Source organism: Paraflavisolibacter caeni (assembly GCF_025628885.1).
Lineage (GTDB): Bacteria > Bacteroidota > Bacteroidia > Chitinophagales > Chitinophagaceae > Flavisolibacter > Flavisolibacter caeni.
On the sequence record NZ_JAOTIF010000007.1, the window covers coordinates 1 to 16,057 of the forward strand.

Here is a 16,057-nt window from a genome sequence, read left to right on the forward strand (position 1 = left end):
AGGGGAGGTAAAATCTCTATAACAGTATACCCTCAGGGGTTACTTAGACCTAAATTGTACGCTCACCCTTTTTCACTGATGGACTCAAAACTACCCAGACCTTCCCGACTCCTCTCAAAAAATACTGCTTCAAAAACCAAACATAGGAGACCTTACTCCATAGTTACTCCTCATGTACTCCCCATCTACTCCGTACTAAAGCCGTATCTACTCCTCCCACCTTTCCCCATACCTTCAGCCTACCTGAAGTAGGGATGGTGTATAGATCAAGCACACATCAAGCATACTTCAAGTATACTTAGTGCACGAAACAGATTTTGCCCCCTCCCTGCTCCCCTAACCCTTGAGCCGTACCTGAGCCGTACCTTAGCCGTACTTGAGCCTAGAAAACCATTTTTCACACAACCAATACCCTAATATCCTCATCTCATTCCCTTCACCCCATTTCTCATTCATCATTTAAATCATTCGTCATTCAAACTTGTCCGCCTCTGGCAGATTCGAATCATTCGCCATTCCCTACATATTGCCTTTTTAGCAAAATTGTCCATCACATTTCATAAATATTCTATTGTGCTTGTGTCATTGTTACACGACTTTTATCCCTCATATAATCTTGCTGCCGTGTTTATTAAAAAGTACTTCGAAGAATTCTGTTTAAGTGAGGTCAGAGAGACGATTGGCCGTACCATTACAGAAACAGATATTGTTCTTCATGCCGGTCAAACCGGTGATTTTTATCCGCACCATATGAACGAGGAATGGTGTAAGACCCAGCCCTTCCAAAAAAGAATCGCACATGGCACACTCATTTTCAGCGTTGCTGTCGGTATGACAGCAGGTTTGATAAATGAAGTGGCTATGACCTATGGCTATGAAAGATTACGCTTTTTGAAGCCTGTTTTCATTGGCGATACAATCCGTGTGAGGATCTCCATATCGGATATAAAGGAACATAAAAAACCTGGGTTTGGCTTGGTGACTGAAAAGGTAGAAGCTCTGAACCAGAATGATGATCTGGTGATGATTTGTGAACATATTTTACTGGTGCAGAAGAAAACAGATGCTAATGGCTAAAACTATTTTAAAGGGAATTACTTGGGGGCATAGTAGGGGAATAACACCCTTACTGGCTGCGGCGCAACGGTTTAACGAATTATTCCCCGACGTGGAAATTCAATGGCACAAGCGCACCCTCCAGGAATTCGCAGACTTCCCGATTGAAAAGCTTACTGAGCAATATGATTTACTCATCATAGATCATCCCTGGGTAGGTTGCGCTGCTGCCACCAATTGTGTATTGCCTTTAGATCAATACTTGCCCGAAAGTTTTTTGAATGATCAGGCCGTGAATTCAACCGGTCTTTCCCATCAGAGTTACAATTATAAAGGACACCAGTGGGCTTTGGCAATTGATGCAGCTACACCTGCGGCTTCTTATAGAAGTGACCTACTTCAAAAGAATAACGTATCTCTGCCTCAAACATGGGAAGACGTTTTGCTGCTGGCAAAAGATGGTAAACTTGCTGTGCCTGCTATTCCCATTGACCTGCTGATGAACTTTTACACTTTCTGCATTGCCCATGGAACAGTACCCTTTCAATCCAAAGAAGAAATTGTTGACGTAGAAACTGGTATAAAAGCATTGGAGGCAATGCCGCAATTGTATTCGCTGGTTGATAAAGTCATGTTCACCAGCAATCCTATAGCTGTTGCAGAAATGATGTCCAAAACCAATAAATTTTGGTACTGTCCATTTGCTTATTGTTATTCAAATTACAGCAGGACCGGATATGCTGAAAACAGATTGACCTATGCGGATGTGGTCAACTTCAATGGTCAAAAGCTGCGTACAACAATTGGAGGTACGGGCTTGTCTGTTTCTGCTTTTAGTAAGCATAAAGAAATTGCACTGCAGTTTGCAGAAATGGTGACATCCGGATCATTCCAGTCTACCTTTTATGTTGAACATGGTGGCCAACCAGGGTACAGGAAAGCTTGGGAATCAGAAACAGCCAACAGGCTTACCAATGACTTTTTCAGTTCGGTGCTCCCTGCCATGCAGAGCGGTTATATGAGGCCACGGTATAATGGTTATTTGCATTTCCAGGACACCGCATGCGAACCATTACACCAGTATTTATGGAAAGGAGGTAACCCGGAAACAGTGTTACAGGAAATGAATAGGCTTTACCAGGAGAGCCTTGTGTATGAACTTAAATTACAACCATGAACAAACTGCCATTAAAAGGATTAATTGTACTTGAATTCAGTCAGTATTTATCCGGCCCATCAGCTGGATTACGCCTGGCAGATTTGGGTGCCAGGGTAATAAAAATAGAGCGACCTAAAGGAGGCGATGCCTGCAGAAGCCTGTCTATTAAAAATTTATGGGCTGATGACAGCTCTTTGCTTTTTCATACAATTAACCGTAATAAAGAAAGCTTTGCTGCTGATTTAAAGGATCCGGACGATTTGCTATTGATTAAGCGGTTGATCGAGGAGGCAGATGTGGTAACACACAATTTTCGTCCAGGTGTTATGGAAAAAGTGGGTTTGGATTATGCATCTGTACAAGAAATCAATCCGCGGATCATTTATGCAGAAATTACCGGTTTTGGTAAGAATGGCCCTTGGAATCATCATCCGGGTCAGGATTTATTGTTACAATCCCTGACAGGCTTAACTTTCACTACCGCTAATAAGGATGATAATCCAACACCTTTTGGGCTTTCAATAGGTGATACTATTTGCGGAGAGCAGATGGTCCAGGGTATACTCGCAGCCTTAATAAGAAGACAGAAAACCGGTAAAGGGGCATTAATAGAATTGAGCTTGATGGAATCTCTGCTTGATTTTCAATTTGAACTCCTAACTACTTACTATGCCAGTGGCAAATTACCTGAACGTAGCCGTATCAGTAATGGGAATCCTTTGCTGGGCGCTCCCTATGGAATATACCCTACTGCAGATGGCCATATTGCTATTGCGATGGTAAATATTCTGCGGCTGGCTACTATTATTGAGTGTAGTGCACTGGCGCAATTCAAACAGGAAGATACTTTTATTTATAGGGACGAAATAAAAGAAGTACTGGCTGCACACCTGCTGCAACAGCCCTCTGAACATTGGCTTCAAAAGCTGAAGGCTGAGGATATCTGGTCTATGGAGGTACTTAATTGGCAGCAATTAACAAAGGAAGAGGCTTACAAATGTTTGCAAATGGAGCAAACAATTAAAGCTTCCAATGGAAATCAAATCACAACAACAAGATGTCCAATACGAATGAATGGACAAAGACTGTTTTCGGATAAACCCGCTCCAACTTTAGGTGAGCATAACGAAAGCATTTGTAGAGAAATGGGACTGGTCAGCATACCGGATATTCAACAATAAGTTTTTAATCACTGGAAGGAATCTGGTAGAAACTTTTAAACGCCCTGAACTGTAATACTAACCCGGACCTTAAAATATTCTATTTTTTGATGAAGCTTTTAGAAGATATAATTGTTATTGACTTTAGCCAGTTTCTTTCTGGTCCTTCTGCTAGTTTACGATTGGCGGATATGGGCGCTCAGGTAATTAAAATTGAGAAAAAAGGAACTGGAGATATTTGCCGCCAGCTATATGTGTCTGATGTAGTCATGGACGGCGAATCTTCTATCTTTCATGCCATAAATCGCAATAAACAAAGCTATGCTGCTGATTTAAAATGTGCTGTGGATAAGGAAAGGGTTTTGCAGTTGATCGCAAAAGCCGATGTATTGTTGCATAACTTCCGTCCGGGCGTGATGCAAAGACTTGGATTGGACTATGAAACAGTGAAAGCCATTAATCCCGGCCTGGTCTATGCAGAGATCAGTGGTTATGGCTCGGAAGGGCCCTGGAAGGACTTACCCGGACAGGACCTCTTGGTTCAGTCTGCATCCGGTTTAACCTGGTTGAGTAACAATGATGAACGGGAACCAACACCAATGGGAGTGGCCATTGTTGATATTCTTGCCGGCACGCATGTGGCACAAGGTATCCTGGCTGCACTTTACCAAAAAGCAATTTCCGATGAAGGTTCTTTAGTTCAGGTAAGTATGCTCGAGAGCATTCTATACTTCCAGTTCGAAGTGCTGACCTGCTTTTACAACGATGGGCATCAATTGCCTGTTCGGAGCAGCATCAACAATGGAAATCCCTATGTGGCAGCTCCTTACGGTATTTATAAAACAGCAGAAGGATATATCGCTCTGGCAATGACCAACATTGTAGTATTGGGTCAATTGCTTTCATGCAATACACTTATAAACTACACCGATAAAGCATCCTGGTTTAACAATCGGGATGAAATCAAAACTATCCTCGCTGAACACCTCCTGACCCAAACAGCAGACTATTGGCTTTCCATTCTGCAACCAGCAGATATATGGTGTGCTAAAGTATTGGATTATGACACACTGGCGAAAGAGCATGCATATCAGTTGTTGAATATGGAAATGGATGTTAAAACGACTAATGGTTTGACCATTAAAACAACGCGTTGCCCAATACGTGTTGATGGTCAAATACTTACTTCTGAAATTGGTGCCCCCCTCTTAGGTGAACATAATGACCAAATTGAAAAGCAATTTGATATAGTCTGTTAAAACGCTGACAGGGATTCAATAATAACTCGAGTATTTTTCTATATTATTTTAATAATTAAAAAAGCGGAATAATAACCGCTTTTTTTGTTTCCGGTCAAGTAGTAGTTTTACCACTTTATTAATTACTTAGGAATGCTCAATTAGTTTGCCAATGAATTTAATAGATACACACATTCACATTTGGAACTTTGATAAAGCCCAATACAAATGGCTGGAAGGGGATACTTCCATTCTCAATCGTACTTATCATATTGAAGAATTAGAGGAGGATCGCCTGGCTGCAGGTGTATCAGGAGGGATACTTGTTCAAGCGGCTAATAATTTTGAAGATACTGACTGGATGCTGGAGGTCGCTGCAAACAATGATTGGTTGAAAGGTGTGGTTGGATGGTTACCTTTAAATGATCCTGCTGCCACGGAAATTGCTTTGACAGAAAAGTATCTGAAGAATCGCTTATTCAAGGGCGTTCGTCATCTGATTCATAATGAGGCTGATCCTAAATGGCTTTTACAGGAAGAGGTAATGGAGAGTCTCCAAATATTGGAAGCTCACAATATTCCATATGATGTGGTAGGTATTATTCCGGCGCACATTGAAACGGTCCTAAAGGTTGCAGAAAAGCTTCCCGGTCTGTGTATGGTATTTGATCACCTGAATCAGCCTCCCATTGCTACAAAGGAAAAGTTTGGCCGTTGGGGCGGATTAATGAAAGATGCTGCTCAACATCAAAACCTGTATGCCAAGATATCTGGACTGGGTACAACTTCCGGCAACTTCACCTCATGGACAACCGATGATCTAAAACCATATGTAGAGTTCGCGCTGCAGGCGTTTGGGGCAGAACGTTGTTTTTGCGGTAGTGACTGGCCGGTTTCCCTTCTTGCCGGGAATTATAATAAAACGTGGCAGGCCTATACAACGATTTTGAATGACCTGTTGGATAAGGAGGCGCAGCAAAAAGTTCTTTTTCAAAATGCTGTGGATTTCTACAATCTTCAGGATAATCAATAACATGTATCGGTAATTTGTTCTGGAATATTTAAAGCTGATCAGTTTGGGAGATTTCTTTCAAAATGGATGCATTTATCATGTACAGGTAAATTGGCATGATTTTGAAAATGTAATTATATCTTTGAAAACAATTTGATGTAAAACCTTGGCCAGCTTTTCCTTCCAATCTCCTTAGAAAGAAACCTTCGTTTTTGAAGATTAGTAATCTGTTAAGTGCTATATGAACAAATAGTACCCAATTTTTATTAATACCTGTTGGTTTTAACTCTGTTGGAGCTAAAACCAAACAGGATGCTCTAAGATGAAGGTTTCCGGCTCCGTTGGGGCCGGCTCCCTTTATTCCTCTCAAAGTGAAGTGTTCCTTAAATTTAAATCTGCTTCAATAATTTTATTTACTTTCCCCGCCCGGAACTGGAACTGAAGTTACTCTTCCCTTATTTGCTTATGTCATTTTATAGTCCATTGCCTCAGCGACCACGGCCTATTTTTATCATTGGTGCTGGTGGAATAGTTAACGATGCTCATTTACCTGCATATCAATTAGCTTCTTTTCCTGTTGCAGGAATTTTTGATATCAACAGGGACAAAGCTGAGGCTACAGCACAAAAGTTTGCAATTCCACGTGTATTTGGTAGTCTGGAAGAAATGATACAACATGCTCCAAAAGAAGTTGTCTTTGATGTGGCATTACCTGGTTCTGCCATGATAGGCGTCATGGAACAGTTGCCAAATGGGACAGCGGTCCTTTTACAGAAACCTATGGGGGAAGATTTGTCCCAGGCAAAGCAAATACTTCAGTTATCTAAAGATAAAGAACTCACCGCCGGCATCAATTTTCAATTGCGCTATGCTCCCAATATTAAAATGGCCCGTGATTTAATCAATCAAGGACTTTTAGGAGAATTATGTGATATTGAAGTAAACATCAATGTTTTTACTCCCTGGCATATATGGGAGTTTATGTATGGCCTGCCACGTGTTGAGATACTGTATCATAGCATTCATCACATTGATTTGATCCGGTCATTTCTTGGAAACCCGAAGAGTATATATGCCAAGACTGTCAAACACCCGGTGATGAACAAACTGGCTTCTGTGAGGAGTAATATTATTATGGATTATGGAGACATGATCCGCGCAAATATTTTAACCAATCATTGCCATGTGTTCGGCCTTGATAAGCAGCAATCGTATATAAAGTTTGAAGGAACAAAGGGTGCTATCAAAATAACATTGGGTGTCTTGATGGATTACCCTATAGGGATGCCTGACAAGTTTGAGTATGTTTTTTTAGAAGAAGGAAAAAAGGCTGAATGGAAGGAATTGGATATTAAAGGGGGATGGTTCCCTCATGCGTTCATTGGCAGCATGGCACAAGTAATGCTTGCTGCAGATGGACTTGTAGATAAGGCTGATAATTCCGTGGATGATTGTATTCATACAATGGCGTGTGTTGAAGCAGCTTATGAATCCAGTGAACTGGGCGGTGTTAGCCTGTCCAAATTCAATACTAAATAATTATAAAATCTGGTCCGTGTAATTTATCCACACTCAGAGTAATAACATCATGGAATTCGCTAATAGTCTGCTAGTTGATTTGTAAATGTGATAATAATTTTGCTTCATTCTTTCCCCAATAAGACAGGTAAGGCGTGTTTACAAATAAGTGCAAATAATCTCTATAAGTCAATTTAATATAATTGACTTTTTTATTTTATGTTGAATGGGTGGTACAAAAGAAAAACTTCATTTTAAGAGGAACCAGGCTGCTATTTTGATCACACAGTTCAGGAATCAGTTTTGTCAAAGCTCAAACCTAAGTGAATTGATTTACAATGAGTTGTGTTCCTTATTGCTATTAAATAATATCTGAATTATTTCTTCTGAGTTTCTTGCCTCATCAGGATATTTTGATCAAAGAATTAATTGTTCCACATTCCTGGTTGATACCTGTATTTTATAAAATCATTACCTCATCTATAGATGGCAGGATAGTTGAAGGCTGTATTGTGCTGTTTTTAGCATGAATAATATTTCCCAATCAAAGATTCACTAGATGAATACAAAAGTATTTCCAGGCAGTCCATTTCCATTAGGGGCAACATGGGACGGTGAAGGTGTTAATTTTGCTATTTATTCTGAAAATGCACAAGGTGTTGATCTCTGCCTTTTTAATTCTACTGAGGATGAAGCAGAATCTGTAAAGATCAGAATCAATGAAGTAACTCATTACATATGGCATGTTTATGTTCCGGGATTAAAGCCTGGTCAGTTATATGGCTACCGTATTTATGGTCCTTACGAACCTCACAATGGCCATCGTTTTAACCCTAATAAGTTGCTTATAGATCCTTATGCTAAAGCTGTTGCAGGGACAATTCAATGGCATGATGCTCTCTTTGGTTATGAAATAGGAAATGTTGAGGAAGATTTAAGCTTTAGCGATGTAGACAGTGCTCCATACATACCAAAATCAGTAGTGATTGACCATCGTTTTGACTGGGAGGGGGTTCAAAAGCCAAAGGTCCCTTATTATAAGACTATCATATATGAGGCGCATGTGAAAGGGTTAACCATGATGCATCCTGATTTGCCGGAGGAAATCAGGGGAACTTATGCAGGCATTGCCCATCCCATTACTATCAATTACTTAAAAGAGTTGGGTATCACTACACTAGAGCTCATGCCAGTACATCATTTTGTTACTGACAGGCATCTTAAGGAAAGAGGGCTCTCAAATTACTGGGGGTACAATACAATAGGTTTCTTTGCCCCGGATGTACGTTATTCAGCTACTGGAGGCTTAGGGGAGCAAGTGATAGAATTTAAAAATATGGTGAAGGAGTTGCACAAGGCTGGCATTGAGGTGATCCTGGATGTTGTATACAATCATACCGGAGAAGGCAATCATATGGGCCCTACGCTTTCATTCCGGGGAATTGATAATGCCCTGTACTATCGTCTTACAGAAGATAGACGGTATTATATGGATTATACCGGCACAGGGAATACATTGAATGCACAATTCCCTCATGTTCTGAGACTGATCATGGACAGCCTTCGCTATTGGATTGTGGATATGCAAGTTGATGGTTTTCGGTTTGACCTCGCATCAGCACTTGCCAGGGAATTGCATGAAGTAGACCGCCTAGGTTCCTTTTTTGATATTATACACCAGGACCCAACCATTTCCCAGGTAAAACTTATTGCTGAGCCATGGGATATTGGTGAAGGTGGCTATCAAGTGGGTAAATTTCCCCCCGGTTGGGCTGAATGGAATGGCAAGTACAGGGACTGTATTCGTGACTATTGGCGAGGTGCAGAAAGTATGTTGGCTGAGTTTGCTGAACGTTTTACAGGCAGTTCAGATCTTTACAAAAACGACTCCCGGCGCCCTACAGCCAGTATCAATTTTGTAACTGCTCATGACGGCTTCACGCTTAATGACCTTGTATCATACAATGAAAAACATAACGAAGCGAATGGGGAGAATAACAATGATGGAGAATCCCATAACCATTCGTGGAATTGTGGTGTAGAAGGACCAACTGATGATCCTGTTGTTCTTGAATTAAGGCAACGTCAAATGAGAAACTTTCTGGCTACCCTTTTCCTTTCACAAGGGGTGCCGATGTTGCTTGCCGGTGATGAGTTGGGGCGTACGCAACAAGGAAACAACAACGCATACTGCCAGGATAATGAAATTTCATGGATCAACTGGAAGGCGGCTGATCAGGATTTAATTCAGTTTACGCAAAAGATCATACAGTTACGTAAAAAACATCCTGTATTTCGCAGGAGGCGCTGGTTCCAGGGACTGCCCATTAAAGGGATTGGATTGGAAGATATTGCCTGGTTCCTGCCTGATGGTTCAGAAATGACAGAAGAGCATTGGAATGTTGACTTTGCTAAATCAATGGCTATTTTCCTCAATGGTCATGGGATACATTCCATTGGCTACAATGGAGAACAGGTTATAGATGATAGTTTTTATGTCATTTTTAATGCTTTTCATGAATCACTGTCATTTAAGTTGCCCGGAAGACAATATGGACTTAAGTGGATTAAAGAACTGGATACGAATGAAATTGAATTTGAACCGGCAACATATGCTGCGAGAGAATCTATTAAAGTAGAAGGTAGGTCGATATTGCTGTTAAGGGCAAAAGTTAAAGAGCAAGTAGGAGTTTCAAAGAAGGTTCCCAAAGGTTCAGTAAGAAAAGTGAAGGCTTGATGTAATGTGGTTCTGAACATGTGAATTACTAATTGCTAAAAATAATCTATGAGAAAACCTGGAGTTGATTTCCATAAAAACGGAACAAATGAAATTGTTTTGTGGGCTCCTTACGCAGTAAAAGTTGAGACAATAATAGACGGAGCTGAACGCCTGGAATTGGAAAAGAGCGAAGAGGGTTACTGGAAACTAACTACTGATCAAATCAAAGAAGGTAGCCGCTACCAGTTTTGTTTGAATGGTAGTGATCCGTTGCCCGACCCGGCTTCACGTTTCCAACCTGAAGGTGTACACGGATCTTCGCAAGCAATTGATCTCAAAAATTATCAATGGTCTGATGAGCAGTGGAAGAATCCGCCACTCGAAGAATATATCTTGTATGAATTGCACACCGGAACATTTACACAGGAAGGTACTTTTTTATCTATTGAGCAAAAGCTGGATTATCTTAAAGATCTGGGTGTGAATGCAATAGAGATCATGCCTGTAGCACAATTTCCTGGTAGCCGCAACTGGGGTTATGATGGCGTAGCTCCATATGCCGTACAGAATAGTTATGGTGGTCCGAGGGGATTACAGCATTTAGTCAATGCATGTCATCATAAAGGCATAGCAGTTGTGCTGGATGTTGTGTACAATCATTTAGGTCCGGAAGGGGCTTATCATTACCTATTCGGCCCTTACTTCAATGATAAATATAGAATTCCCTGGGGAGGGGCTATCAATTTTGATGATGCCTGGAGTGATGGCGTGCGGGATTATTTTATAGAAAATGCCTTGATGTGGTTCAGGGAATTTCATATTGATGCACTTCGTCTTGATGCTGTTCATGCAATCAAAGACTTTAGTCCTGTACATATTCTAAAAGAGATCAAGTTGCGCGTTAATGACCTGATGAAGGAGACCGGCAGGACGCATTATCTTATGGTGGAACTAGATCTGAATGATACCCGCTATATCGATCAATTGGAAAAGGGAGGTTATGGTATGGATGCCCAGTGGGTGGATGAGTTTCACCATTCACTTCGTGTAACCGCAGGTGGTAGCCGATATGGGTATTTTTCAGATTTTGAAGGCATCCATCATTTAGCAAAGGCTTACCAGGATGTTTTTGTATATGATGGCCAGTTTTCGCAACACCGTAAAAAGAGATTTGGTGTAAAAGTCGAGGGAGAAAACGGTGGCAGGTTTATTGTGTTTTCACAGAATCATGACCAGGTAGGAAACCGGATGTTAGGCGAGCGCACAAGTGTTCTGAAATCTTTTGAAATGCAAAAGGTTTTAGCAGGTTCTGTTTTGTTTAGTCCTTATATACCCATGTTGTTTATGGGAGAAGAGTGGAGCGAGCCGCATCCATTTCTATATTTCGTTAGCCATACAGATCCGCAGTTGGCAGAGGCCGTACGCAAGGGGCGTAAAGCAGAATTTACTGCATTTCATGCTGAAGGAGAAGCTCCGGATCCTATGGATCAAGACGCCTTCTTGCAATCAAAGCTGCAATGGGACCTGCTTGAGGAAGAACCTCACAGAACAATGTTTCGATTCTATCAAACACTTATTGCTGTTCGTAAGCAGCAACCTGCTTTATCTCATCTCAACAGAAGTCAACTTGATGTTGAAGTAATGGACGAACAAAACGTATTATTCCTGCGGAGATGGCACCATGAGCGGCAAGTCTTTTGCTACTTCAATTTTTCAGGTGCGCAACAAACTGTCAAAATTCCTAATCAATCTGACAAATGGCATCTTTTGATCAATTCTGCTGCGCCTGAATGGAATGGACATAGTGCAGTCCCAACATCTGTATCCCATAATGAGAATATCGATTTGCAACCGGAATCATTCATCCTATATTCTAACAACCATGTATAATCCTGTAGCAACATACCGGATACAGTTTCATAAAAATTTCAGCTTTACCGATCTTGAAAAGATAATTCCTTACCTGAAAAGCTTAGGAATCAAAACAATTTATGCTTCGCCCATATTTGAATCTTTAAAAGGAAGCACGCATGGGTATGATACTTTGAATTCAAGTAAGATTGATCCTGAAATCGGTACAGAGGAGCAATTGAAAGAGATCAACAACAAATTAAAAACGGAAGGTATAGGCTGGCTCCAGGATATCGTACCGAATCATATGGCTTTCGATTCCACCAATCCCTGGATCATGGATGTTTTGGAGAAAGGCCCGCAATCTGTTTACGCTCCTTACTTTGATATTACCTGGTCGGGAGATATGCATCAAGGAAGACTTATGGTTCCATTCCTGGGATCAACCCTGGAGGATGTGGTCAATAGAGGCGAGTTGAAAATAGCTTATACGGATAACCGGTTTGTATTTCAATATTACAATATGAGTTATCCATTGTATCCTAAATCTTACGCTACCATATTGGATGGGGGAGAAAAATTGAATCTAGATGCTTTGGAGCAACTGATTGTACAGATGCCTGGAATGAAACAGATTGAAGATGCTAAGGCTTACAGTGAACAATGGGATGAGTTTCGTTTGCAGTTGGCTGGTGTAATGAAAAATAAAGCCGTCAGATCAGCTATTGATGCCCGTTTGCAGCAGATCAACAAGGATAAGGAAAAATTATTACAAATAGCCGGTGAACAGGCATACCGGCTATGTCATTGGCAAGAAGCAGATGCAAAGATCAACTACCGGCGATTCTTTACTGTAAACGGATTGATCTGTTTGAACATCCAGAATGAGGAGGCCTTCCTGGCACATCATGAATATATTAAAACCTTGGTAAACAAGGGTATTATTCAAGGTGTGCGCGTCGATCATATTGATGGGCTATATGATCCAACGGCTTACCTCGGGCGCCTACGGCAACTGACAGGAGAGGAAACCTACATCGTTGTTGAAAAGATATTAGAGCGAAGAGAAGTACTTTCAAAGAAATGGCCTATTCAAGGCAATACGGGCTATGATTTTCTTGCTATGGTGAATAACCTGTTTACGCAGAATGAGAGTGAAGATGCGTTTACAGATTATTACCAGGAACTTACTGATGATTTCACTTCAATTTCCCATCATATCTATTTAAAGAAGAGACAAATACTTCTGGATCATATGGGTGGTGAACTGGACAACCTTTACAGGTTATTTATTGAGCTGAACCTGGTTGAAAAAAGATCGTTCTCAAGTATCAGGAGAGAAGATTTAAAGGACGTTATAGCTGAGTTTTTGATACAATGTCCGGTTTACCGATTCTATGGTAATAAGTTGCCTCTGGAGGGGGCGGAGGCAGAAGGCGTTCAGCTGATTCTTAACCGCATACGCAAGACGGATACTGAATTAATTAGTGCAACAGGTTTGCTGGAGTCAGTTTTACTGCATCGGCCACATGAGGGTAATGAAGATTATAACAGTCGTGTGTTGCAATTTTACCAGCGATGCATGCAATTTACGGGGCCTCTTACGGCAAAGGGTGTTGAAGATACGCTTATGTATACCTATAACCGATTTATAGGACATAATGAAGTTGGGGATGCTCCAGCATCTTTTGGGTTGGCGCCAGATGAGTTTCATGAAAAAATGAAGGCACGGCAGGAACAGTGGCCATTATCGCTGAACGCAACATCTACACATGATACCAAAAGGGGAGAGGATGTGCGTGCGAGGTTGAATGTATTGACTGATATACCCGAAGAATGGTTTGAAACCGTGGACGAATGGCAAGAATTAACAATGGAGTTGAAGGAGGATGATGCGCCTGATGCGAACGATGAATATTTGATCTACCAGACTTTGATAGGATCCTATCCAATGCCCGGAGCAGATGATGGTGATTATAAAGATCGATTACTGGAATATGTGCAAAAAGCTATCAGGGAGGCTAAACGGTATTCTAATTGGACTTCTCCTAATGAGGAGTATGAAAGCTCGGTAAAAGCCTTTGCAAAAGCCTTATTAGATAAAAAGAAACCATTCTGGAATAGTTTTGAATCCTTTCATCAAAGGGTTGTTGACTTTGGTATTGTTAATTCTCTTTCCCAATTATTGCTGAAACTTACTTGCCCTGGTGTACCTGATATCTACCAGGGAACAGATTTGTGGGATCTCAGTCTTGTTGATCCTGATAATCGCAGGTCAGTGGATTATGACAAGCGAGGCCTGTTACTGGAATCAATTGTAGAAAATGAATCTCCAAGTGAAAGGCTGCTCCAGGAGTTATGGGAAACACGCTACGATGGACGCGTGAAATTATGGCTGTTGAAATCGGTATTACAAATGCGATCGGAGCATCCTGAACTTTTTGTAAGAGGTGATTATATTCCTCTTAGAGTAAGTGGGGCTTATAAAAACCATGTATTTGCATTTGCCCGGAGGTACCTGCAAACGTGGATTATCATAGCTGTACCCTTACATCCTACTGTTCTTTGCCAGGAACAGAATACTTCTGTCAATGAGATAGACTGGAAAAATACAGCCATTGTTTTACCCCAGGAATTAACCAGCGGTTGGGAACATCTGCTATCACATGCCAGGAGCAACCCTGCCAAGGAGATCAGGATACAGGAAGTATTTGCAGGATTGCCATTGGCTATATTGAGATTGTTCCAAACAGTAGGCCAAAGGAGTGCAGGCATATTGGTTCATGTTTCTTCCCTTCCTTCACCATTTGGTATTGGAGATCTAGGTCCGGAGGCAAAGGCGTTTGCATCCTTCTTATATCGCTGTCACCAGCGTTTCTGGCAGTTCTTACCTCTTAACCCAACTGAAGGAGGGCAAGGTCATTCGCCCTATAGTTCGATTTCGAGCAAGGCTGGGAATACGTTATTAATCAGCCCGGAATTGCTGGTGAAAGATGGATTTCTGCATCAATCTGATTTACAGGGGTATTACCTGCCTGCTGAATCGAGGGTGAATTACGAAGAAGTAGAGCGCCTTAAAACTGATTTGTTTGATAAGGCCTGGTCGAACTTTCAGAACAATGACTATGAAGCGGCTAAACACCTGTTTGAGCAATTCTGTGAACAGGAAAAAGAATGGCTTGATGACTTTGCTATTTATTCAGTAGCCAAGAAGATTCAAAAAGGTAAGCCATGGTATGAATGGCCGGTGTCTTTGAAGCAACGGCAGCCCGCCGCAATCAAGAAGCTGGAACAGCAACAAGCGGATGCAATGAACAAAACCAAGTGGCTGCAATTCTTGTTTATGAAACAATGGAAAGAGTTAAAAGCCTATTGCAACCAACTTGGGATCATGCTGTTGGGTGATCTTCCAATTTATGTGAGTTATGATTCGGTAGATGTATGGTCACACAGGGATATCTTTAGTGTTGACAGTAAAGGAGAGCGCATAGGCATGGCCGGGGTTCCACCTGATGCTTTTAGTGCTGACGGACAACTATGGGGCATGCCTGTCTTTCGATGGGATGTCTTGAAAGAGCGTGGATATGATTGGTGGATTCAGCGATTGAAAAAGAATAAAGAGTTATTTGACCTGGTTCGCCTGGATCATTTCAGGGCTTTTGTTTCCTATTGGGAAGTTCCCGCTGGTTCAGAAACGGCCAGGAATGGCGAATGGAAAGAAGGTCCCGGATCGGATTTCTTTTCGGTTGTGCAGCAGGAATTAGGCGGACTTCCATTTGTAGCCGAGGACCTGGGAGAAGTTGATGAAACAGTTTATAGGTTGAGAGATGAATTTAACCTGCCAGGCATGAAGGTGCTGCAATTTGCATTTAGCGAGGATATTGCGCACTCGCCCCATATACCCCATAACTATGGAGAGAACTTCGTTGTGTATACCGGTACGCATGATAATAATACAACATTAGGATGGTACAGGCAGGAGGGCCAGAATGACAGGTACCGTTTGAATCAATATCTGGGATATAATGTTCCTGAAAATGAGGTGAGTAGAGTATTGGGCAGATTGGCGTATGGGTCTGTTGGCAGGACGGTTATATTGCCATTGCAGGACGTACTTTCACTTGATGAAAGTGCAAGGATGAATATACCCTCGTCAGGAGAGGAAAACTGGAGGTGGCGGTTGGTGCCAGGGCAGTTGAATGGGAATGCTGAGCATCTTTTAAGAGAATGGACGGCTTTGTATAACAGAATGTGATGCGAATGACGAATGGGAGTTTGACGTTTGGAGTTGGGAGTTGGGGGGATTCAAAACTTGGAAGGTGGGGGTTGGTTTTGTACCTTTAG

General features: G+C 41.6%; 9 protein-coding genes. All 9 read left to right on the plus strand.

The window, feature by feature from the left end; genetic code table 11:
- The first annotated feature begins 579 nt into the window (after positions 1–579).
- The 9 genes from OCK74_RS11100 (at position 580) to treY (ending at position 15,968) form a co-directional block, all read left to right on the plus strand.
- Positions 580–1,077, plus strand: coding sequence for a MaoC family dehydratase (locus OCK74_RS11100; RefSeq protein ID WP_279297107.1), 498 nt, complete (start codon positions 580–582; stop codon positions 1,075–1,077).
- Entirely contained in the window at positions 1,070–2,233 is a 1,164-nt protein-coding gene (locus OCK74_RS11105) for an ABC transporter substrate-binding protein (RefSeq protein WP_279297108.1), read from the plus strand. Before OCK74_RS11100 ends, OCK74_RS11105 begins: the two co-directional genes overlap by 8 nt.
- Entirely contained in the window at positions 2,230–3,396 is a 1,167-nt protein-coding gene (locus OCK74_RS11110; protein WP_279297109.1) for a CaiB/BaiF CoA transferase family protein, read from the plus strand. Before OCK74_RS11105 ends, OCK74_RS11110 begins: the two co-directional genes overlap by 4 nt.
- Before the next feature lie 89 nt (positions 3,397–3,485).
- Positions 3,486–4,634 carry a CaiB/BaiF CoA transferase family protein gene (locus OCK74_RS11115; RefSeq protein ID WP_279297255.1) on the plus strand — a complete coding sequence of 383 codons (1,149 nt, stop codon included), beginning with the start codon at positions 3,486–3,488 and terminating at the stop codon, positions 4,632–4,634.
- Positions 4,635–4,785: 151 nt separating this feature from the next.
- On the plus strand, positions 4,786–5,646 hold the full coding sequence (locus OCK74_RS11120; protein WP_279297110.1) for an amidohydrolase family protein: 861 nt from the start codon (positions 4,786–4,788) through the stop codon (positions 5,644–5,646).
- 444 nt (positions 5,647–6,090) lie between these two features.
- Positions 6,091–7,164 carry a Gfo/Idh/MocA family protein gene (locus OCK74_RS11125; RefSeq protein WP_279297111.1) on the plus strand — a complete coding sequence of 358 codons (1,074 nt, stop codon included), beginning with the start codon at positions 6,091–6,093 and terminating at the stop codon, positions 7,162–7,164.
- A 538-nt stretch (positions 7,165–7,702) separates the two neighbouring features.
- Positions 7,703–9,880: a glycogen debranching protein GlgX gene (glgX, locus tag OCK74_RS11130; RefSeq protein WP_279297112.1), complete on the plus strand. Its 2,178-nt coding sequence runs from the start codon at positions 7,703–7,705 to the stop codon at positions 9,878–9,880.
- Between the two features lie 48 nt (positions 9,881–9,928).
- Positions 9,929–11,752, plus strand: coding sequence for a malto-oligosyltrehalose trehalohydrolase (gene treZ, locus OCK74_RS11135; protein ID WP_279297113.1), 1,824 nt, complete (start codon positions 9,929–9,931; stop codon positions 11,750–11,752).
- On the plus strand, positions 11,745–15,968 hold the full coding sequence (gene treY / locus OCK74_RS11140; RefSeq protein WP_279297114.1) for a malto-oligosyltrehalose synthase: 4,224 nt from the start codon (positions 11,745–11,747) through the stop codon (positions 15,966–15,968). Before treZ ends, treY begins: the two co-directional genes overlap by 8 nt.
- The last annotated feature ends 89 nt before the right edge of the window (positions 15,969–16,057 follow it).

What these genes read in the sequence shown, in the direction of transcription:
- OCK74_RS11120 (WP_279297110.1), top strand. Translation starts at nt 4,786, where the DNA reads ATGAATTTAATAGATACACACATTCACATTTGGAACTTTGATAAAGCC.
- glgX (WP_279297112.1), top strand. Translation starts at nt 7,703, where the DNA reads ATGAATACAAAAGTATTTCCAGGCAGTCCATTTCCATTAGGGGCAACA.
- OCK74_RS11125 (WP_279297111.1), top strand. Translation starts at nt 6,091, where the DNA reads ATGTCATTTTATAGTCCATTGCCTCAGCGACCACGGCCTATTTTTATC.
- OCK74_RS11110 (WP_279297109.1), top strand. Translation starts at nt 2,230, where the DNA reads ATGAACAAACTGCCATTAAAAGGATTAATTGTACTTGAATTCAGTCAG.
- OCK74_RS11105 (WP_279297108.1), top strand. Translation starts at nt 1,070, where the DNA reads ATGGCTAAAACTATTTTAAAGGGAATTACTTGGGGGCATAGTAGGGGA.
- treZ (WP_279297113.1), top strand. Translation starts at nt 9,929, where the DNA reads ATGAGAAAACCTGGAGTTGATTTCCATAAAAACGGAACAAATGAAATT.
- OCK74_RS11115 (WP_279297255.1), top strand. Translation starts at nt 3,486, where the DNA reads ATGAAGCTTTTAGAAGATATAATTGTTATTGACTTTAGCCAGTTTCTT.
- treY (WP_279297114.1), top strand. Translation starts at nt 11,745, where the DNA reads ATGTATAATCCTGTAGCAACATACCGGATACAGTTTCATAAAAATTTC.